Genomic DNA, 20,879 nt, shown 5'->3' on the forward strand with positions numbered 1-20,879 from the left:
CTACACACTGATCGGAAGGGACCGTTGTGAGCACCCACACCCCGCCCAGGTATCCGTTCGCGTGGACCCCGCCCATGCAGGTCCCCGAAGCGCTGCGCGATGTGCACGAGACATCGGCGATGGAAGTGACCCTGCCGAGCGGGGACGTCGCCACGCTGGTGACCCGTTACAAGGACGTACGGGCGCTGTTCGCGGACAAGCGGCTCTCGCGCAACATCGCACGGCCTGACTGCGCGCGGATCTCCAAGGACAACGACCTGTTCATGGACCCGAACATCGACCCGGACCCGCCGGAGCACACGCGGGTGCGCTCCCTGGTCACCAAGGCGTTCACGGCCCGCCGTATCGAGGCCCTGCGTCCGTATGTACAGCAGGTCGCCGACGAGCTGCTGGACGCCATGGAGGCCTCCGAGCAGCCGGTCGAGCTGAACGAGGCGTTCGCCTTCCCGTTGCCGATCATGGTGATCTGCAAGCTGCTCGGTGTGCCGGCGGAGGACCGCGACCGGTTCCGCGGCTATGTCGACGGCTTCCTCTCGGTGACCAAGATGCCGCCGGAGGAGGTCGGCAAGTGCCGCCAGAACCTGTGGAAGTACCTCGGCGACCTGATCGAGTCCAAGCGGGAGAACCCCGGCGACGACCTGGTCAGCGAACTGATCCGGGTCCGCGACGACGAGGACGACAGCCGGCTCAACGAGCACGAGCTGCACTTCTGGACGCAGGGCCTGCTGATCGCCGGCTATGTCACGACGGCCAGCCAGATCGGCACCGGTACGGCGGTGCTGCTGCACCACCCGGAGTTCGTACGTGCGATCCAGGCGGACTGGTCGCTGGTGCCGTCGACCGTCGAGGAGCTGCTGCGTACGCAGATCATGGGCTCGTCGGTGGGCACGATGCGGTACGCGATCGACGACATCCCGCTGTCGGACGGTGCGGTCATCAAGAAGGGCACCAGCGTCCTGCTCTCCGAGGAGGGCGCGAACATGGACCCGGAGGTCTTCGACTGCCCCTTCGAGCTGGACATCCGCCGCAAGGAGAACCACCACATGACCTTCGGCGCCGGTCTGCACTACTGCGTGGGTGCGGCGCTGGCCCGGATGGAGCTCCAGGTCGCCACGGAGTCGCTGCTGCGCCGCTTCCCGGACATCCGGCTCGCGGTCCCGGCCGAGGAGATGCCGCGGGCGCTGGGCGGGTTCATGGAGGGCTTCACCGAGATCCCCGTCGAGTGGTGAGGAGAGCCCCATGCGTGTGACGGCCAACTCCGAGACGTGCGCGGTGAGCAGTCTGTGCGTGTACCGCGTGCCGGGGGTCTTCGACCAGGACGAGGACGGGCTTGTGCTGGTCCTCGACGAGTCGCCGGCCGAGGCGCTGCACGAGGAGATCCGCCGGGCGGCGCGTGGCTGCCCGACGAAGTCCATCCGCGTGATCGAGGAGACGGCGGCCGGAGCGCCGGCCGCCGGGGAGCGGCCTTCCGGTTCTGCCGTGAAGACCGGGGACAGAGCAGGAGAGGCCAGATGAAGCGGCTGGCGACCCTACCGGGCGGGCGACGGGCCAAGTGGTTCGTCCTCGCCGCCTGGCTGATTCTCGCGATGGCCCTGGGGCCGCTGGCGGGCAAGGTGGCGGACGTCGAGGACAACGACGCCAACGCCTATCTGCCCGGCAACGCGGAAGCGGCCGTGGTGAACGACCGGCTGGAGGAGTTCCACACCGACGAGGTGCTGCCGGCGGTCGTCGTCTATGTCCGCGACGGCGGCATCACGGCGGCCGACCGGGCCGCGGCGGAGGCGGACCGCAAGGAGCTGGCACCGCTGGTGCCGGACCGTGCGATCGACGCGCCGGCCGCTTCCGAGGACGGCAAGGCTCTGCTGCTGACCGTCCCGGTGCCGTACAGCGAAGAGTTCTCCGAGGTGCTGAAGAAGACGCGGGAGGTCGCCGACGCGAACGCGCCGGCCGATCTCCAGGTCAAGGTGGCGGGTCCTGCCGGTGCGCTCCAGGACACCATCGACGTCTTCGACGAGCTGGACGGCACGCTGCTGATCGGCAGTGCGATCGTGGTCGCCCTGCTCCTGCTGCTCATCTACCGCAGTCCGGTGCTGTGGCTGGTGCCGCTGATCGCGGTGGGTTTCGCCTCGGTGCTGTCTCAGGTGATCACCTATGCGGGCGGCAAGTTCGCCGATCTGCCGGTGGACGGCCAGAGTTCGGGTCTGCTGACCGTCCTGGTGTTCGGTGTGGGCACGGACTACGCCCTGTTGCTGATCGCCCGCTACCGCGAGGAGCTGACCCGCCACGAGAACCGGCATGCCGCGATGCAGATCGCGCTGCGCCGCTCCGGCCCGGCGATCCTGGCCTCCGCGGGGACCATCGTCATCGGGCTGCTGTGTCTGCTCCTGGCGGATCTCAACTCCTCGCAGTCCCTGGGCTGGGTGGGCGCCGCGGGCGTGCTGTGCGGTTTCCTCGCCATGGTCACCGTGCTGCCGGCGCTGCTGGTCATCCTGGGACGCTGGATCTTCTGGCCGTTCGTGCCGAAGTTCGGGCAGTCCCAGCGGGCCGAGCACGGTGGCTGGGCCCGTATCGGCGCGGCGGTGGCGAAGCGTCCGCGGCTGTCGTGGGTGACGGCGACGCTGGTGATGGGTGCGCTGGCGTTCGGCGCGACGGGCATCGGCTTCGGTCTGACCCAGTCGGAGATGTACACCAGCACGCCGGACTCGGTGGCGGGTCAGCGGCTGGTGGCCGCCCACTACCCGGGTGGCTCGTCCGCGCCGGCGGATGTGATCGCCAAGGCCTCTGCCGAACAGCAGGTCGTCGACGCCGTCGGCGCGGTGAGCGGTGTGGCCGAGGTGCAGCAGGTGAAGTACTCGCGCGACCGCGGGCTGGTGCAGGTGCCCGTGGTGCTCGAGGACGACCCCGACACGCCGGCCGCCGAGCGGACCGTCAACCGGCTGCGGGACGCGGTGCACCGGGTCGAGGGCGCGGACGCCAAGGTCGGCGGTGCGACTGCCAGTGCGCTCGACACCCAGCGGGCCGTCTCGCGGGACAGCAGGCTTGTCATCCCGGTCGTGCTCGCCGTGGTGCTGCTGGTGCTGATCGCCTTGCTGCGGGCGGTGGTTGCGCCGGTGGTGCTGCTCGCGACCGTGGTGCTGTCGTACTTCGGGGCGCTCGGCGCAAGCAATCTGCTGTTCGAGCATGCATTCGACTGGGCTGGGGTACATCATTCCCTGCCACTGCTCGGCTTCGTCTTCCTCGTGGCACTGGGTATCGACTACAACATCTTCCTGATGACCAGGGTCCGTGAGGAGGTCGGTCTGCTGGGCCATGAGAAGGGCGTGCAGTCCGGTCTGGCCAGCACCGGGGCGGTGATCACCAGCGCGGGTCTCGTACTGGCGGCCACCTTCTCGATCCTTGTTTCGCTTCCCCTGGTGACGATGGCCGAACTGGGCATACTGGTGGGCCTGGGCGTCCTCCTGGACACTTTCCTGGTGCGCACCGTCCTCGTACCGGCACTCTCGCTGGACATCGGCAAACGTATGTGGTGGCCCGGCGCTCTGCATCGCGCTCTGCGCGACAACGCTCCGCCCCTATCAGGGGAATCTCAGGGTTCCGTCGCCGAGAACTCTCACCCGCAGGGGGAAAACATCTCTCTCTGAGCGCGCAACCAGACCGACCTGTTCTCCCGTTGTGGGGAGGACGGGCTTCCGGCCCCTGGCCCCGGCTTGCGCCCGGGCCAGGGGCCACACGACCGAAACAGCTGTCGCACACGAAGCACACGAACGCACAGGAAGCGAGACTGAGCATGGGCAACACAGCAGCGGCGGGGGCACGGAAGGCCGTGCTGATCGGCTGCGGAATCGCGGGCCCGGTACTGGCCATGTTCCTGCAGCGCATCGGCGTGACCGCCGTGATCTACGAAGGGAGCGGCGCGCCCCGCGACGAGGCCGGGGCGTTCCTCAACCTGGCCCCCAACGGGATGGCCGTGCTGGACACCCTCGGCATCCGCGAAGAGGTGGAGAAGTACGGCACCCAGACCACCAGCACCGCCTTCCTCAACCACAAGGGCAAGCAGCTGGGCCTGAACCCGGCCGAGACCCTGCTGATCAAGCGGGGGCTGCTCAACAAGGCACTGCGCGAGGCGGCCGTCGCCCGCGGTGTGCAGATCGAGTTCGACAAGTTCTTCGAGAGCGTGGAGCACACCGCGGACGGCGTGGTGGCCCGCTTCAAGGACGGTTCGAGCGCCGAGGGCGACTTCCTGGTCGGCTGCGACGGCATCCACTCCAAGACCCGTTACACGGTGCTGCCCGACGCTCCGCACCCCCAGTACACCGGCGTCGTCGGCACCGCCGGCTACACACGCAGCGACCAGGCGGCGCCGGCGGACGGCGTGATGCGGATGTCGTTCTGCCTGGAGGGCTTCTTCGGCTATCAGACCACGTCGTCCGGCGAGATCTACTGGTTCGAGAACTTCCACCAGGCCAAGGAGCCCGGACGCGGCGAGCTGGAGCGGACCCCGCACGAGGAGTGGAAGCCGAAGCTGCTCGCCAAGCACCGCCGGGACCACCACCCGGTCTCGGCCATCATCGAGTCCACCGAGAGCGGCATCCTCGGATACCCCATCTACGACATGCTGTCGATCCCGAAGTGGCACAAGGACCTGGTCTGCCTGGTCGGGGACGCGGCTCACGCCACGTCGCCGCACGTGGGTCAGGGCGTTTCGATGGCGATGGAGGACTCGATCGTGCTGGCCAAGTGCCTGCGCGACCTGGACACTCCGCAGCAGGCGTTCGCCGCCTTCCAGTCGATCCGCAAGGACCGGGTGGAGAAGATCATCAAGGAGGGCCGCAGGACCGGTAACCAGAAGGCCGCGTCGAACGGCTTCCAGCGTGGCGTGCGCGACCTGGTGCTGCCCTTCTTCCTCAAGCTCGGCGTCAAGGCCACCGAGCCGGTCTACTCCTACCGTGTCAGCTGGGACGAGGCGATCACGCCGGCTTCCCTCGCTGCCGCAACGCGCTGAGGCACGCGCCCCTTTCGGGGCGCGTGCCTCGGTGAACCACCGTCCGAGCCGGCCTTCCCGTCAGCTCTCGGTGTGCGTGGAGATCTGGATCAGATTGCCCTCAGGGTCGGCCACATAGGCCGAACGCTCGCCCCACGGCTGGTCCTTGGGGGCCATCAGGACCCTCGCCCCTGCCCTCTTCGCCCTGGCGAAGAGGGCATCCACGTCCGGGGTGAGCACAACGACCTCGGACTGGTGCATCCGCGACCTGCCGATGTTCGCGATCCCGGTCGCCTGCTTCACGTTGTCGTACGTGGTCATGGTGATGTAGTAGTCCGGACCCAGCCGGACCGTGCCGAACACCGCCGCGCCCGTCTCCGGCAGGCGGAACAGCACCTCGAACCCCAGCGCGTCCCGGTAGAAGTTCAGCAGCTTGTTGACGTCGGTCGTGTAGAGCGTCGTCTGGCCGTACCGGGTCTGCACCGTCGGCGACGGCGCGACCGTGGCCGTCGCCGTGGGCCGGTGCTTGGTGGTATCGGCCCCTGCCGTGCTGCCGGCGGCCACGAGGCCCACGGCCAGCAGTGCGGACGCCGTCGTGCCCGCCGCCCACAACCGGACGGTACGTGCAGCCATCTGGCTCTCCCTTGCTCGATGGAACGCGATGTACGCGATGGATTCCGGCCATCACTCAGCCAGATCGCGGCAGGGTCTCGCTCGCGAAGCACTCAAGAGCCCTCCCCGGCACACCGCGCAGCTCCCCTTTCCGCGCGCGAGGCGTCGGCCGGAACGGCGTCGGCCGACTGGAACCGGACATTCGCGGCCGTTCGCGCCCTCCGGGGTTTCCCGGGCACGCCGGGCCGGCGGCGGACGCGGTGCGCGGCGCGCACGGAGCGGCGCCGGAGCCTGCGTCGAGTTCGTCTCCAGCGCTCCTCCGGCGGCCGGGTGCACGGTCGAGCGGACGGTCAGACCCCGTTTCGCGAGCTCCGGAGGATTGGAGAAATACATGCGTGGTTCCACCCAGATCCTCGTCATCGGGGGAGGGCCCGCGGGCTCCACCGCCGCCGGCCTGCTGGCCAAGGACGGCTTCGAGGTCACACTGCTGGAGCGCGACGAGTTCCCCCGCTATCACATCGGCGAATCGATCCTGCCCTCCTGCCGGCCGATCCTGGAGATGCTCGGCGTCTGGGACAAGGTGGAGGCACACGGCTTCCAGCCCAAGGGCGGCGCCTACTTCTTCTGGGGCCCCGAGGAGTGGGAGGTCGTGTTCAACAACCTCGGTGACGACGGCGCCAACGCCTGGCAGGTCGTGCGCTCCGAGTTCGACGACATTCTGCTGCGTCACGCCGCCTCGCTCGGCGTCGAGGTCGTGGAGAACATCACCGTCAAGGAGCTCGAGTTCGAGGGCGACCGACCCGTGGCGGCGCTGTGGACCGGTACCAAGAACGCGAGCCTGAGCGGCCGTATCGCCTTCGACTATGTCATCGACGCCTCGGGCCGCGGCGGTGTGTTCGCCGCCAAGCACCTGAAGAACCGTCAGTACCACGAGATCTTCCGCAATGTCGGCGCCTGGTCCTACTGGAAGAACGTCAAGCCGCTCGACCGCGGGCCCGACGGAGCCATCGCCGTCATCTCCTCGGAGGACGGGTGGTTCTGGAACATTCCGCTGCACAACGGCACCACCAGCGTCGGTCTGGTCACCGGACGGGACATCTTCAACGAGAAGAAGAACGCGCTCGGCGGCATCCAGGAGGTCTACGACAAGGCCATCTCCGAGACTCCGCACATCAAGCGCCTTCTCGAAGGCGCCGAGCAGGTCTCTGGGATGAAGGTCGAGCAGGACTACTCGTACACCGCCGAGAGCTTCTGCGGCCCCGGCTACCTGCTCAGCGGCGACGCGGCCTGCTTCCTCGACCCGCTGCTGTCCACCGGTGTCCACCTGGCCACCTACAGCGCCATGCTGGCGGCCGCGAGCATCTCCAGCGTGCTGCGCGGCGAGGTGACGGAGAAGGAGGCCTGGGAGTTCTACAACACGGTCTACAGGCACTCCTACGAGCGCCTGCTGGTGCTCGTCTCCGTGTTCTACGAGAGCTACCGCGGCAAGGAGCACCACTTCTACAACGCGCAGAAGCTCACCAGCGACCAGCGCGAAGGCCTCAGCATCCAGGACGCGTTCGACCGCATCGTCACCGGCATCGCCGATCTCGACGACGCGCAGGACGTCTACTCGCGGGTGCACGCCCACCTCAACGGTGCGGAGAGCGGTGACCCCAACCCGCTCGCCAACCTCAACAAGGTGCACGAGCAGAAGCAGGCCCCGATGAGCCCCGAGAACGCCGTCAGCGGTCTCTACCTTGCCTTCCGCCCCCGTCTGCACCTGGCGCGTACGGAGGGAGAGCCCACCACATGAGCACCGCACGCGCTGAACGGGGCCCCGGCACCGGGGACCCGGGTACCGGCCAGGGCGGGGCCGGCACCGGCTCCGTCAGAACCTGGCCGGCCTGGTACCGCACGCTCTTCATGAGTGATGTGTGGGAGCGTTTCGGCTTCTTCGGGATGCAGGCCATCCTCGTCCTGTTCGCCGTCGCTCCGCGCTCCGAAGGCGGCCTGGGACTCGCGAAGGCCGATGCCGCGGCGCTGTTCGGCGCGTGGATCGGGCTCGCCTTCATGCTCTGCCTGCCCGGTGGCTGGGTGGCCGACCGGCTGCTCGGCCCCCGGCGCACCCTGCTGATGGGCGCCGTTGTCACCACCGTCGGCCACTTCGCTCTGGCCGCCCCGTGGCTGTGGAGCACTCCGCTGGGTCTGGTCCTGCTCGCGGTGGGCCTCGGCCTGTACAAGCCGAACCATCAGGCGATGCTCAACCTGATGTTCGGCAAGGACAGCGGCCGCCGCGAGGCGGGTATCTCGCTGATGTACGTCGGCATCCAGGTCAGCGCCCTGCTCTCGCCGCTGATCGCCGGCTTCCTCGGCGAGCGGGTCGACTGGCGGCTCGGTTTCGCGGCCTCCGGAACGGCGATGCTCCTCGGCACCGTCCAGCTGTTCCTCAGCCGGCACCAGTTCCAGGACGTCGGGGCGCGGCCGGGCCGGCCGCTCGGCGCGGAGGAGTCCCGGCGTGCCTACCGCCGGATCGGTGTCACCGCGGCCGTGGTGCTCTTGCTGGTCACCGGAGGTGTGGCATCGGGCGGCCTGGGGCCGGCAGGTGCCATCGGCATGGTCGGCACCGTGAGCATCCTCGCGCCGGTCCTCGCCTACACGGTGCTGTACCGCAGCAAGGAGCTGACGGTTTCGGACCGCAGAAGGCTGCGGTCCTTCCTGTGGATCTTCCTCGGATCGACACTGTTCTGGTCGATGATCGCCCAGGACGGCTCGTCGCTCACCCTGTTCGCCAAGGAGTCGACGGACCGCCACATCCTGGGCTTCGACGTGCCCGTGAGCTGGCTCCAGTCGGCGACCCCGCTGTTCATCCTGGTCCTGGCGCCGGTGTTCGCATGGGCGCTGCTGAAGCACGGCGGCGGGCGCGGCGGTGTGCCGGTCAAGTTCGCCACCGGGCTCGGTCTCACCGGGGTCAGCTTCCTGATCATGGCGCTGGCCGCGACCCTGGCCTCGGGCGACCAGAAGGTCTCCCCGGTGTGGCTGCTGGTCGTCTATCTGATGCACGCATGCGGCGAGTTGATCGTCGCAGCGGTCGGTATCGCGGCCGTGGCCGACGTACTGCCGCGGAGGTTCATCGCACACATGCTGGGTCTGCTCTGGCTGTTCGCCGCGCTCGGCGGCGGCGCGGGCAGTGGCATGGTCCGGCTCATCGACGTCATCCCCGAACCGCTCTACTACCTGATGCTCGCGGTCATGGCGCTGGCGGCCGGCGGCGCACTGGCGCTGCGCAGGGATGCCGTGGTGCGGGGCCTTGCGGGCGACGCGGAGCAGCCGGGTGCGGTCGAGGACGGCAGGCCGGCCGATGCCGGCAGCGGCCCCGGCGAAACCACGCTCAAGGAGGACAGTCCAGCATGACCACGATCAATCCGGCGACCGACCCCAAGGATCCGGCCGGTATCGGCCAGTTGGGACTGGGGTTCGCCTCGGCCAAGCTGCTGCTGACCGCCCTGGAGCTGGGCGTGTTCACCACCCTTTCCGGCACCGCGGACCGCGAGGCGGGGGTGGAGGAGCTGCGGGCAGCCCTCGGGCTGCATCCGCGGGCCGCCACCGACTTCTTCGACGCGCTGGTCGCGCTCGGGCTGCTGGAGCGCAGCTCGGGCCGGTACCGCAACAGCGAGGCGGCCGAGCGGTACCTGGTCCGCGGCGAGAACTACGCGGGCGGCTTCCTCGAGGGCGCCAATTTCGTGCTGTACCCGGCCTGGGGGCGGCTCACCCAGGCGCTGCGCACCGGCGCCCCGCAGGCCGAGGGCGACTTCGAGGCGATGCTCAGCGACCCGGCCGCGCAGCGGGTGTTCCTGACCATGCAGGACTCGCTGAGCGCGCCGCTGGTGCCGTATCTGCTCGGGTCCCAGGAGTGGAGCGGCTGGAGCACGCTGACCGACGTCGGCGGTGCGCGCGGCAATCTGGCCGGGCTGCTGCTGCGCGCCCAGCCGCATCTGACCGGGCGGGTCTTCGACCGGCCGCAGAACGCCGGGCCGTGCGCCGAGCACGCGAAGGCGCTCGGGGTGGCGGACCGGCTGTCGTTCACCGGCGGGGACTTCTTCAGCGACGAGCTGCCCGAGGCCGACGTGATCGTGATCGGGCATGTGCTGGCCGACTTCTCGCTCGAGCAGCGCAAGCTTCTGATCGAGAAGGCGTACCGGGCGGTGCGGCCGGGCGGTGCGCTGCTGGTCTACGACCCGATGCCCGGCGACAAGCCGGACCTGGCCGGCCTGGTGGCGAGCCTGCACATGCTGGTGATGACGCCGGCGGGGGCGGGGTACCACCCGGGTGACTGCGGGCAGTGGATGCGGGTGGCGGGCTTCACGGGCATCGCCGAGCACGAACTACCGCTGGGAAACACGCTGGTGACGGGTCGTAAGCCGAGCTGATCTGCACGAGTGGCGGGCTGGTGCCGGTGGCGCGGGGTGCTGCGCCACCGGCACCGGTCTGCTTCACCGGGGCGGGCGCATCGGTGGCCCTGACGTCCTTCGGCCGTGCCTCGAACGCCGGACGTGCTGCATTCGCGGTTCCCTGTCGGCAAGCACCGGCGAGGAGCCGACCAAAGTCCCGCGGGGTCACCTCCCCCGCCCGCAGGGCGCAGAGGGAGGTCGAGGGCGCCGAGGCCCGGAAGCGGAGCCTCGAGGGGCCGGGATCGCCGGCCCCGACAACCCGACGATCAAGGAGACTTCATGGAGATCGGAGTGGGCCTGCCCACCACAGTGCCGGACATCGACGGACGGCGGCTCGTCGACTGGGCCCGTCTGGCGGAGAACCACGGGTTCTCCAGCCTCGGCACGCTCGACCGTCTGGTGTACGACAGTTACGAGCCGCTCACCTCGCTCGCCGCGGCCGCCGCGGTGACCGAGCGGATCCGGCTGACGACGTCCATCCTGCTGGCCGCGTACCGGCCCGGCACTCCCCTGCTGGCCAAGCAGCTCGCCACGATCCACGAGATCTCGGGCGGGCGGCTCACCGTCGGTGTGGCGGCCGGCGGCCGTGACGACGACTTCCGGGCCACCGGGGCCCCGTACCAGGACCGCGGACGCCGCCTGGACGGCATCCTGACGGAGCTGCGTGAGGTCTGGGCCGGCAAGGGGCCGGTGCCGGGTATCGGGCCGTTCCCCGCGGGCGAGGGGCCTCGGATCATCGTGGGCGGTCACACGCCGGCGGCGATGAAGCGTGCGGCACGGTTCGCCGACGGGTGGATCGCGGGCGGCAGTTCGGCGACCGCGTACGCCGAACTCGCGCGCCAGGCGAAGGCGGCCTGGCGCGCCGAGGGACGCGGCACCGAGCCCAAGCTGGTGGCGCTGGTGTACGCGTGCCTGGGGCCGGGCGCGCAGGAGACCGCCGAGTCGTATCTGCGGGCGTACTACTCCTTCATCGGTCCGAAGGCGGAGATGGCGGCCAAGGCGGTCATCACCGACGAGGGCCGGCTCCGGGAGACCGCGGCGGCCTATGCGGCGGCCGGCTGCGACGAGCTGCTGGTCTTCCCCTGCACCGCTCAGGCGGACCAGCTGGAGCGGCTGGCCGGGGCGACGCTCGGCTGAGGTCCGGGTCGGCGGCCCTGCCGCCCGTACGCCGACAGTGTCCACTCCTCCGCGCACCCGGGACCGCAGGCGCCGCAGGCGAAGCTCCCGGTGTGCGGGCGAGGACAAAGCCGTCAGCCGAGAGCGTCGAGCAGCTCTCGCTCCCGCCGGGCGCTGAGGCCGGCCCGTCGCGCCCGGTCCAGGCCCTGCTCGCGTTCCCAGACCAGTGTGTCGGCCAGCAGCTCCGCCGGGGGCCGATGGCGGAGCCCGGCGGCGCGCGCCGCAGCCCCGTCCCGGGCGGAGAACCTTTCCCAGCCCGGCGTGGCCAGCCATATCGGCAGCGACTCGGCCCCCATGTACTCGGCCACGCCGTTCGCGAGCAGCCATGCCGGGACGGCGGTGACCACCGGACCGGTGTGGCCGCCGACGGCACGCGACAGCTCGATCCACTCTCCGAGCGGAACGACCGGACCGACAGCGTTGTATGTGCCGGTGCTCCCCTGCTCCGCGGAGTCGAGCAGCCAGGCGGTGAGATCTCGCACGTCGATTGCCTGTGCCGGCATGGCCGGTGCATCGGGCACCAGCATCGGCCCGTGCGGATCGCGTGCTGCACGGGCCACCCAGTAACCGGAGCGTCCACTGTGATCGCCGGGGCCACCGATGAGACCGGCACGTGCGACGAGAAGGCGGTCGCCCACGGCGGCCGCCGACGCCTGCTCGCAGGCCGCCTTCGCCTCGCCGTACAACGCGCGGTCGACCTCGCTCCGGTCGGTCGGATCAAGAAGGGCCGCGGACTCGTCCGCGTCCGGCGTGGCATGGGACGCATAGGCGCTGACGGACGAGACATAGGTCCAGTGCCGGGCCCTGCCGCCCAGCGCGTCGAGCGCCGCACGGACGAAGCCCGGCTGCCATGACACCTCGACGACAGCATCCCAGTCGCGCTCGAGCAGTGGCTCGTACGCCGAAGGGTCGCGCCGGTCGGCGGCCACCAGCGTCGCTCCGTCCGCGACGTCTCCGCTCTCGCCGCGAGCGAGGCATGTCACCCGATGGCCGCGTTCGAGCGCCTGCCGCGACAGTTCCCTGCCCACCCACGCCGTTCCACCCAGAACCAAGATCTCCATGCCGACACCCCAGCACGCGAACACCCCAGAGCCCAGGCGGGTTCGCCGTCAGCGGACCCGATGCCGTCGACTGACCGCCGGCCCGTACACGCAGCGCATCCGGCAGATGCCGCACCGGTCGCCGCGGGACCGGCGTCCCGGCCCGGGCGCCCGGTCAGCGGGCACCCGGGTCGAAGAGCGCCCTGGTCAGTGCCTCGGGCTGCTCGCCGAGGCGACGCGCCGCTCCTCCCCGGCGGGAGGATCGCCCGCGGCGTCGCCGTAGTCGCCGATCGCCTCCGTACTGCCTGCGCGCCGCTTGAACAGATGCAGCAGCGGGCCGGCCATCGCCGTCGTCACCAGGGCCATGACCACCATCAGGGAGTACAACGCCGGGTCCAGGACGCCGAGTTGGAGGCCGATGGTGAGGATGACGATCTCGGTGAGCCCTCGGGTGTTCATCAGGGTCGCCAGCACACCGCTCTGAAGGGCCGGTACGCCGTTGGCCCGGGCGCCGACGAAGGCGCCGATGAACTTGCCCGAGATCGCCACGAGCAGGATGAGGCCGAGTTCCCCGAGACCCTGCAGCCCGGTGCCCGACAGGTCGACCTTCAGGCCCGCGACGACGAAGAACGCGGGAAGCAGGAGCAGCCGGCTGAGGTGCTCGAACCGGTCGACGACCTGGACCCGGACCAGCTCCGAGGTCTGGCGCGGCATGACCACGCCGAACAGGAAGGCGCCGAAGACGAAATGCACGCCCAGCCACTCGGCCGCCCAGCAGGACAGCATCAGACCGCCGAGCACGACGATGAGCCGGTCGGAGGTGATCCGGCCACCGCTCCTGCGCTCGTCGAACAGCAGCCGCAGCCCCGGCTTGACCAGGAAGAACATCACGGCCAGATAGACCGGTGCGAGCAGCATCGACCATTGGTCGCCACCGCCCGAGACCGTCACGACCACGGCCAGCAGCGACCACGCGACAATGTCGTCGAACGCGGCGCTGGCCAGGGCGATCCCGCCGATCCGGGTCCGGCCCAGCCCGCTGTCGGACAGGATCCTGGCCAGTACGGGAAAGGCGGTGACGGACATGGCCGCACCCATGAACAGCACGAATCCGGTCCGGCTGACGGACTCATGACGTCCAATCAGATGCAGAGCCAGCAGCCCGCCGAGAGCGAACGGAAGAGCGACGGAGCACAGTGAGACACTCGCCGCCACCTTCCCCTTGCCGCGCATCAGCGCCAGGTCCAGTTCGTAGCCGATGACGAACATGAACAGCACCAGGCCGAGGTTGGCCAGGGCGGCCAGCAGTGGCCGGATGTCGGCGGGGAAGAGGAAGTCGGCGATCGCCCCGTTCAGCAAGGACGGGCCCACCAGGATGCCTGCGAGGATCTCGCCGACCACGGGTGGCTGCCCGAGCCGGCGAGCGGCCGCGCCGAGCAGCCGGCTGAGCACCAGGATGGCCGCGAGTGCGACGAAGAGGAACTGAAGTTGATGAGGAGTCATGAACACGCCCCCTGAGCGACTGCGACGTGCTGACGGCGGGGTCCGGCAGCAGCTGTCACGACGCTAAGGGGGCGCGCTCAAGGGTCTGTTGAAGGATCAGACGTTGTCCCTCCGGGTGCCCTGGCGGACGCTCTCGGGGGCGTGGACCGTCGGCAGCGTGCCGTCCCGGTGTGCCGTACGGCAGTCGTCGACGAACTCGCGGGAGAACATCGCCGTGAGTGTCGCGACGCCGCCGCGCACGATCCGGATCTCGCTGCGCTTCAGCACACCGGTCAGCCGCAGCCGCCGGCCGCCGGATGCGGAGTGCCGCTGCGCGTCCTTGACCTCGGACCGGCCCTCGTACGCGAGCCCCGACTCGTCGAGGACGGTGCCGTCCGGCACGAGGATCTTGAGGATGGAGCGCTCGGCGGTGATGCGGACCTCGAGGTCGCCCTCGGGGATCTGCGCGGAGCGCAGGTCCACGTGGACCGAGCCGCGTCGGGCCGTGACCTCGACGGTGCGGGAGTCGGTCCAGTGCCCCAGCCGCTTGACGTTCGTGTAGTAGGCCTCGATCTGTGCGGTGGTGCCGTTCTTCTGGGTGTTCATCGCAGTGTTCCTTCCGGGAACCCGGGCAACGACCCGATCGTGATTCGAAGGGTTGACTTCGCTTGGCGCTCGACTATCTTGATTGCCAAGCTATCGATATTTATCTTGAAGGTCGAGTTACTTGGATGTCAAGTGATAACGGGAAAAATCTTCAGCAGGAGCTCGCCACCGAGATCCGGGCACTCCAGACGGCCGTCGACTCCTTCGACGCCGCTGCTGCCGACCGCCTCGGTGTGGGCCGCACCGATCTGCACGCCCTGGACGTCCTCATGCAGCGCGAAAGCGCCGCACCCAGCGAACTGGGTGCGGCGCTCGGACTCACCACGGGCAGTGTCACGGCCCTGCTGGACCGCCTGGACCGGCTCGGCTATCTCACCCGCTCCCCCGACCCCAGGGACCGGCGCAAATCGATCGTGCGGCCGACCCCGAAAGCCGTACAGGCCGTGGAGGAGATCTTCGGCCCGCTCGCGGTCGACGGGTTCCAGCAGGTCGCCCGCTACAGCACCGAGCAGCTCGAGCTGCTGCTGGACTTCATGCGCAGCAGCCGCGAGCTGCAGGAAAGGCACCTCGAGCGGATCCGGTCATGAGACGAGGACATCAGTCCTTGTGTGCCACGACCAGGGTCACGTCGTGCCCGAGTGCGGTGTGGGTGACCTCGGCGTAGCCGGCCTCCCGCATCCACTCGGCGCACTGCTCGAACCGGTAGCCCTTGCCGTGCGGCGTCATCAGCTGCAGGTTCAGGCTGCGGATCAGATTGCGCAGATAGCTCTCGTCGTCGTCGACGATCACCGGGTCCCACACCAGGAACGCCCCGCCGGGGCGCACCGCGGCGAAGGTGTTCTTCACCAACTGCTTGCGCTGCTCGTCGTTCCAGTCGACCAGCGCATGCCCGATCATCAGCACATCCGCCTGCGGCAGCGCGTCGGCGAAGAAGTCACCGCCGTGGTAGCGGACCTTGCCGGCCATGCCGATGTCGGCCATGTGGGCGGCGAAGTCCCCCTCCAGCTGGGGCAGGTCGAAGACGCACGCGTCCAGATGAGGATGCGCCCTCGCCAGACCGGCCAGGACGTTGCCGCGGCAACCACCCAGTTCCAGCACGGAGTTGTACTTCGCCCAGCCGAACGACTCGGTGAGCGCCGGGATGAGCGGGCGGCTGGCGTCCTCCGCCATGCCGACCAGCCCGTCCTTCTTCTCGTCGCTGTCGTACAGCTCACCGAACATGTCCTCGCCGGTGTACGTGGCCGCCTGCGGCGCACCCGTACGCAGGGCCTCACCCAGCTTGTCCCACGCCGGGTACATGACCTGCCCGGCGATCTTCAGGAAGCCGCCGAGATATCCGTCGTCGCCGGGGACCAGGAACTGCCTCGCCGACCAGGAGTTGGAGAACTCCCCGCCCGCCGAACGCTCCAGGAAGCCCAGTTCGACCAGCGCGGCCAGGAAGTGGTCGGTGCCCCTGGTGTGCAGGCCCAGCCGCTCCCTGATCTCCTCCTCGGTGCCCGGCTGCTCGGCGAGCGCGGTGAACAGGCCGATCTCGATGCCCGTCAGCACCAGCCGGGCCGGCTGGAAGGCCATGGCCTGGGCCAGCACGGCGCCGGGATGCGCTACGGCGTCCGCGGTCATCTCCACGTCTCCTCTCACGGCGCCGTGACGGCAGCGGTCTCGACGCCCGAGGCCCGGGCGAGGACGTCCGCGAGCACGCTCTGCGGATCGTCGGCGCCGCCCTCGGACCGCCAGGAGACGAAGGCATCCGGGCGTACCAGCACCGCGCCGCCCGCGCCGATTCCGTAGACCTCGGCCCAGTCGCGGTCGGTGGGCGTGAGCTCCGCGCCCTTGCCGATGGTGTGCGTACGCAGCGGAATGCCGAGCTTCTCCGCGAGCGGTGCCGCGGCCTGCGCCCAGGCGCCGCCCTCGGGACCGGTCAGCAGCACGAACGAGTCCCAGAACAGGTCGATCGTGGAGATCGTCTCGTCGCCCCGCCCGAGCCAGACATGCGGCGCCCGGGTGCCCGGCTCGCCGGTCAGCTCCAGATCCGGGGTGAGCACCTTGGCGCCCTCGGCCCCGACGATGGAGGTGGAGCGGTACCGGTAACCCAGCGTGATGATCACGTCGTCGACGAAGTCCGCGCGGTCCTGCTCGGTGGAGTACCCGTGCCGGATGCGGTTGCGCACCAGCGCCTGCTCCGACATGGCGGTGCCCAGCGGACGCCGCTCGGCGTCGTAGGTGTCGAGCAGCGCCTCGGTGCCCCATCCGTGCTGGACTGCGGCAAGCTTCCACGACAGGTTGTGCGCGTCGTGGATACCGGTGTTGGCACCGAAGCCGCCGGCCGGGGGGTGTACGTGGGCGGCGTCGCCGGCGAGGAAGACACGGCCGGCGCGGAAGGTCTCCGAGACCAGCTGGGCGCCCTGCCACGGCACCTTGTCCATGATCTCGACGTCGATGTCCTTGCCCGAGGCCCGGCGGACGATCTCGATGCACCGCTCGTCGGTGTAGTCCTCGGGCTTCTCGCCCTTCTCCGGGTAGTAGATGGGCGCGGCCAGCCACGGGTCGCAGCCGTGCAGCCGGGACAGGCCCATCAGCGTGCCACCCGCGGAGGCGTAGCACAGGATGAACTTGGTGTCCTTGAGCAGCACTTCGAGCTCGGGCGCCCGGAAATAGATGCTCAGGGCGTTGAAGACCGTGCCACGGCCGACGCGCTTGACGCCGAGGGCCTCACGGATGCGGCTGCCCGCTCCGTCGGCGCCCACGAGGTAGTCGGCACGGATGGTGATCCGCTTGCCGGTCTCCCCCTCCTCGGCGATGGCGGTGACGCCGTCGGCGTCCTGCTCGAACGAGATCAGCTTGGTGTTGAAGCGGACGTCCGCGCCGTACTCCTTGGCCTTGGCCACCAGCACCTTCTCGTACCGGTCCTGGCCACAGCCCATCACCCGCTCGGGGCTGACCGTCTCGCCGTCCAGTGACGGCGACTCCAGCAGCTCCGCGTTGTCGATGTCCGCGAACGTGTCGACCTTGATGATCCCGCCCTCGAAGTAGGCGTGGGAATCACCCATTTCGAGCGCACGGATGTCCTTCCCGAGTCCCGCTGCGCGGAACAGTTCCATGGTGCGGGCCTGCAGACCGGGAGCGCGGGGGAGCATGGAGGTGCTGTCCCTCTTCTCCAGGAGCATCGTCCGCACGCCACGCCGGCCGCTGAACAGCGCCGTGGACAGGCCAACGGGACCACCACCGACGATCAGCACCGGGATCTTCACGTCATACATGCATATCCCCTCTGGGCAAGCTGGGCTTCCGCCGGGATCCCTCCACGGCACCCCTGATGAGTAGCCACTTCGACTTGAGAGGCAGTGGAGATGCGGCGGTGGCCACCGGTGCCGCCGACGGCCCCGGGCCTTCTCCGGCCGCCCCGGTACGGCGGTCCGGACGGACGATGTGCTGCCACTGCTGCCAGGTCAGGGCCACTGACCGCAGTTTCGTGAACGCTCTTCCGGGTGTTGGGGCCGCCGAGTTGGCGGAGCCGCCGATTCCTGACCGGCCAAGCAGCCGGCGCGTGCCTCAAGGGCCGTAGCCGTCTGCTCGCGCCAGTCCGCGTACGCGGCCCAGTCGGCTTCGCTCGGCCTCAGTCAGGATGGGGTCCGCAGGCCATCGACCGGCCTCTCAGCTTGGGCGGCTGCGACGGGTCGGGGCCGATTCCCGTGATGACCTGCGTGCATGGCTGCTTCGAGGTCTCGGTGGGCGTCGGCGCTTTCACCGCGGGTCCCCGGCCTCATTGACGTAGTCCTATGAATTCTCGTGCTCGTCAGTCCTGAATACGCATCTCTCGTGGGTCGTACACGGCGTTCACCACGAGGGCGACTGCGACAACTCATCGGCGGCCTCATCGTCAAGGCCAGGCGCGTGCACGCCCTTCTGCAGCCGGAGTGATTCAATCGTGATTCGACGTCTGACGCAGAGTCTCCACGATCATATTGGTCGCCCTGCGAAAGGCATCGACCCAGTCTGCAGGTTGATCGCCGACTGCAATTCGGACGTTGTCGCCTTCCAAGTTACCGTAGAATTGTTGGGCTACGCCCTTGTCGACGATGAGCAGGACAGGGATTCCGCATGCGCGCGCAGCTCCTTTCTCTTCGATTACCCAAGTGGAAGCGATTGACCCCCCATCGCCCGCTATCTTGTCGCGAGGCGTCAGGACGCCGACGAACATGGAAGAAGACCTGATCCGGCGAAGTATTTGCTCAGACAGCGATCCGGCGGCGTCCACCTGTCCGTCGATGACCGATATCCCTCGGTCCTGAAGCAGATGCTTGAACGTTTGGACAAGTTGAGCTGTCGGCTCATCGTACCCATAGGCGAGAAATACCGTTCCGTCTTCCCTCTTCAATATCCCACTCCTGAGAAGCTCTGCTTCCTTTTCCCCTACTCGCTTCTGGGCCTCGGAGACCATTTGGCGCAGCCGAGCCAACTCTGAATCCAGATCCGTTGAGCGCCGCAGGAAACTGAGCATCAGGCTGGACAGACTGGGCGCCATTTCAGCGATGACACGAGTGTTCGCGTCACCGAACACCAGGACCGACATGAAGTAGATTTGCTTCAGCGCCAATTTTATGTGCGAGTCAACACCGTGTTCTCTGGTATAGCGCAGGATTTCCTGCACCAGGATATTGTTGGCATTGATGCACAGGGTGTAAGGGCGATAGTTTCCCGGACTGGCTGCGCCCACGAGTAGCTGTATGACTTCCTCCCGCCCCTCGGGCGTGGACCAGTCCAACTCTCTGTCATGGCCGTCCTGGTCGCCAACCGGTACGATCACCCCAGCCAGCTCCGAGGGCTCGAATTTACTCAACCGGGCGTTGTAACCGAGTGCGCGGCAGGTCTCTGAGATGATCCTGGCGTCATCAGCGTCGCACTCGAAGTTCAGGACATACTCAAGTCCGTCCTCTATGGGGACCAGCGCAAGAGACGAGTTGTCAGCCCCGTATTGCTGGAGAAAATCGCGCTCATAGAAGTTTCGCGCGTCGATGAAGTGGAGCCCGCGTTCATCGAAGAGCAGGCTTTCCTGCACCCCTGCACTTTCATGGCGTCGGAATCCCTGTGCGAAGTAGAAGAGAACCTTCTTGCCGCCCTCTTCGATACACTTTCCTTGCGTAATTGCAGTTGCAAGGGACATCCGTTCCCCGCCGATGCGGAATGGGATGATGTCTCGCACTGCCCGGTAGAAATCTCCCTCGCCATAGCGCGCATCTTCCACTGCGGATCGCATGATGTCTTCTGCGTGGATATCAAATACGCTGTTCCAGCGCTGCCGTATCCGGGATCTACGGTCTGATAGGTCACGCACCATGGCTTGAGTCAGCTTTCCCGCTACAACCTTCTTGACCGCCTTCCATGTCGTGTTCTTCATCACGTCGTCGCGGCCAAGCGTCAAGTCAAGATCTGGGCACTCGATACCCCCGAGAACGAAGCGTGCCCATGAGGGAAGGCCATCCCTGATCTCGCCGACGTAGAGACCAGACGTATAAACCCGAGGCTCTTCACTCCAAAACTGCTGATCAGGGATGGCGAGGTATCCGGAGATACTCAGGTGCGGTACGGATTCTGAGCCGATGATAACCGGGCCATCGTGATCGATGTAGAAGTTGACCAGCGGCCGTCTGTTGAAATTCGAACGCAGATAGGCGTCGGCAAGACCTTGATTGTCTGTATCACTCCAGGGCGGCAGTTCATGGTTTGCCGGTAGAGCCGAGCTGTTGATGTAGTAGGGCGTTCGAATGAACGGGCAATACTTCGCAAGCGCCTCGGTGATGGTCATGGTGTTGATCTTGTTGCGGAACTCCTCCTTAAGGACAAGTGTGACGGTCGTGCCTCGGGACAAAGGCTTCGGGCTCGGCCGCAGATCGTAGTAGCCGTCTCCTTTCGAGTGCCACAAGGACCCAGGCCCGCTTTCTTGCTGATGGCGAGTTTCAATGTGAACATCATCGGCGATGATAAATGTGGAAAGAAAGCCGATGCCGAACTGCCCGGCGATTCCTCGCGCCGGCTTGAAGTGCTTCCTCTCCAACTCCTTTCGAAGCTCTGCCTTCGTGGACGACGCGATGGTGCTCAATACCTCTTTGAGACACCTTTCATCCATCCCGATTCCGCTGTCAGTGATTGATAACCTGTGATTCTTGGAGTCGACAGAAATGTCGATGCGTCCTTTTGGTGCACCCAGGAGCCCCTCCGCGAGGATGCATGCGTCGTTGGCGTTCTGCAGGAGTTCTCGCAGTGAAATGGTGGGATCGTTGTAGAGATTTAGACCTAGGCGGCGGGTCAGTTCGGGAATGTTCGTTTCGAAGCCGTAACGCGCCATGCGTAATTTTCCTTGATGATCGAGTCTCGAGTGGGCGTGGTCGGCGGAATTTATGTGCCCCTGAGGTTTAGCGCGGTGCCCTGACCCCCTGCCGCCGTAGGTATTTTGGCATGGTTTCCTACGCGGCCACCAGGCCCATTCACCTGATCATCCAGAGCCTTCGCACGGTTCCAGCGATCTCGGACAGTGCACTAGTTCGAAACTTCAAT

At 67.8% G+C, this 20,879-nt stretch carries 16 protein-coding genes; 9 read left to right on the forward strand and 7 right to left on the reverse strand.

Going from position 1 to position 20,879, the window contains the following annotated elements; genetic code table 11:
- Positions 1 to 26: 26 nt before the first annotated feature.
- From OHS70_RS03960 to OHS70_RS03975, 4 genes are all read left to right on the forward strand, one after another.
- Positions 27 to 1,229: a cytochrome P450 gene (locus tag OHS70_RS03960; RefSeq protein ID WP_328393680.1), complete on the forward strand. Its 1,203-nt coding sequence runs from the start codon at positions 27 to 29 to the stop codon at positions 1,227 to 1,229.
- A gap of 10 nt (positions 1,230 to 1,239) precedes the next feature.
- Positions 1,240 to 1,515, forward strand: coding sequence for a ferredoxin (locus OHS70_RS03965; RefSeq protein WP_328393681.1), 276 nt, complete (start codon positions 1,240 to 1,242; stop codon positions 1,513 to 1,515).
- Positions 1,512 to 3,641 (forward strand): MMPL family transporter, encoded by a 2,130-nt coding sequence (locus OHS70_RS03970; RefSeq protein ID WP_328393683.1) that lies wholly within the window; start codon positions 1,512 to 1,514, stop codon positions 3,639 to 3,641. The genes OHS70_RS03965 and OHS70_RS03970 overlap by 4 nt, the downstream gene beginning before the upstream one ends.
- 146 nt (positions 3,642 to 3,787) lie before the next feature.
- The gene (locus tag OHS70_RS03975; RefSeq protein ID WP_328393685.1) at positions 3,788 to 5,002 is read left to right on the forward strand and encodes an FAD-dependent monooxygenase; all 1,215 of its coding nucleotides are present in this window, start codon (positions 3,788 to 3,790) and stop codon (positions 5,000 to 5,002) included.
- Positions 5,003 to 5,062: 60 nt separating this feature from the next.
- On the opposite strand, the gene OHS70_RS03980 is transcribed toward OHS70_RS03975, so the two are convergent.
- Entirely contained in the window at positions 5,063 to 5,614 is a 552-nt protein-coding gene (locus OHS70_RS03980; protein WP_328393687.1) for a VOC family protein, read from the reverse strand.
- A 370-nt stretch (positions 5,615 to 5,984) separates the two neighbouring features.
- Here OHS70_RS03980 and OHS70_RS03985 point away from each other — a divergent pair, with 370 nt between their 5' ends.
- The 4 genes from OHS70_RS03985 (at position 5,985) to OHS70_RS04000 (ending at position 11,160) form a co-directional block, all read left to right on the forward strand.
- Positions 5,985 to 7,388 (forward strand): tryptophan 7-halogenase, encoded by a 1,404-nt coding sequence (locus OHS70_RS03985; protein ID WP_328393689.1) that lies wholly within the window; start codon positions 5,985 to 5,987, stop codon positions 7,386 to 7,388.
- Positions 7,385 to 8,986, forward strand: a complete 1,602-nt coding sequence (locus tag OHS70_RS03990) for a peptide MFS transporter (RefSeq protein ID WP_328393691.1) — start codon at positions 7,385 to 7,387, stop codon at positions 8,984 to 8,986. Before OHS70_RS03985 ends, OHS70_RS03990 begins: the two co-directional genes overlap by 4 nt.
- Positions 8,983 to 10,002 carry a methyltransferase gene (locus OHS70_RS03995; protein WP_328393693.1) on the forward strand — a complete coding sequence of 340 codons (1,020 nt, stop codon included), beginning with the start codon at positions 8,983 to 8,985 and terminating at the stop codon, positions 10,000 to 10,002. Before OHS70_RS03990 ends, OHS70_RS03995 begins: the two co-directional genes overlap by 4 nt.
- A gap of 300 nt (positions 10,003 to 10,302) precedes the next feature.
- Positions 10,303 to 11,160, forward strand: coding sequence for an LLM class flavin-dependent oxidoreductase (locus tag OHS70_RS04000; protein WP_328393695.1), 858 nt, complete (start codon positions 10,303 to 10,305; stop codon positions 11,158 to 11,160).
- 113 nt (positions 11,161 to 11,273) lie between these two features.
- Here the strand turns inward: OHS70_RS04000 and OHS70_RS04005 are convergent, their stop codons facing one another.
- From OHS70_RS04005 to OHS70_RS04015, 3 genes are all read right to left on the reverse strand, one after another.
- Positions 11,274 to 12,260: an NAD-dependent epimerase/dehydratase family protein gene (locus tag OHS70_RS04005; RefSeq protein ID WP_328393697.1), complete on the reverse strand. Its 987-nt coding sequence runs from the start codon at positions 12,258 to 12,260 to the stop codon at positions 11,274 to 11,276.
- A gap of 186 nt (positions 12,261 to 12,446) precedes the next feature.
- Positions 12,447 to 13,742: a cation:proton antiporter domain-containing protein gene (locus tag OHS70_RS04010; RefSeq protein ID WP_328393699.1), complete on the reverse strand. Its 1,296-nt coding sequence runs from the start codon at positions 13,740 to 13,742 to the stop codon at positions 12,447 to 12,449.
- Positions 13,743 to 13,838: 96 nt separating this feature from the next.
- Positions 13,839 to 14,327: a hypothetical protein gene (locus OHS70_RS04015; RefSeq protein ID WP_328393701.1), complete on the reverse strand. Its 489-nt coding sequence runs from the start codon at positions 14,325 to 14,327 to the stop codon at positions 13,839 to 13,841.
- A gap of 125 nt (positions 14,328 to 14,452) precedes the next feature.
- Between OHS70_RS04015 and OHS70_RS04020 the strand changes: the two genes are divergently transcribed.
- Positions 14,453 to 14,914 (forward strand): MarR family winged helix-turn-helix transcriptional regulator, encoded by a 462-nt coding sequence (locus OHS70_RS04020; RefSeq protein WP_328393703.1) that lies wholly within the window; start codon positions 14,453 to 14,455, stop codon positions 14,912 to 14,914.
- Positions 14,915 to 14,924: 10 nt separating this feature from the next.
- Here OHS70_RS04020 and OHS70_RS04025 read toward each other — a convergent pair whose 3' ends face one another.
- The 3 genes from OHS70_RS04025 to OHS70_RS04035 all read right to left on the reverse strand — a co-directional run bounded on the left by OHS70_RS04025 (position 14,925) and on the right by OHS70_RS04035 (position 20,670).
- Entirely contained in the window at positions 14,925 to 15,947 is a 1,023-nt protein-coding gene (locus OHS70_RS04025; protein ID WP_328393705.1) for a methyltransferase, read from the reverse strand.
- 14 nt (positions 15,948 to 15,961) lie between these two features.
- Entirely contained in the window at positions 15,962 to 17,584 is a 1,623-nt protein-coding gene (locus OHS70_RS04030) for an FAD-dependent monooxygenase (protein ID WP_328393708.1), read from the reverse strand.
- A gap of 662 nt (positions 17,585 to 18,246) precedes the next feature.
- Positions 18,247 to 20,670, reverse strand: a complete 2,424-nt coding sequence (locus OHS70_RS04035) for an ATP-binding protein (RefSeq protein ID WP_328393710.1) — start codon at positions 20,668 to 20,670, stop codon at positions 18,247 to 18,249.
- Positions 20,671 to 20,879 lie beyond the last annotated feature (209 nt).

The sequence above is a fragment of the Streptomyces sp. NBC_00390 genome (assembly GCF_036057275.1).
Taxonomy (GTDB): Bacteria; Actinomycetota; Actinomycetes; order Streptomycetales; family Streptomycetaceae; genus Streptomyces.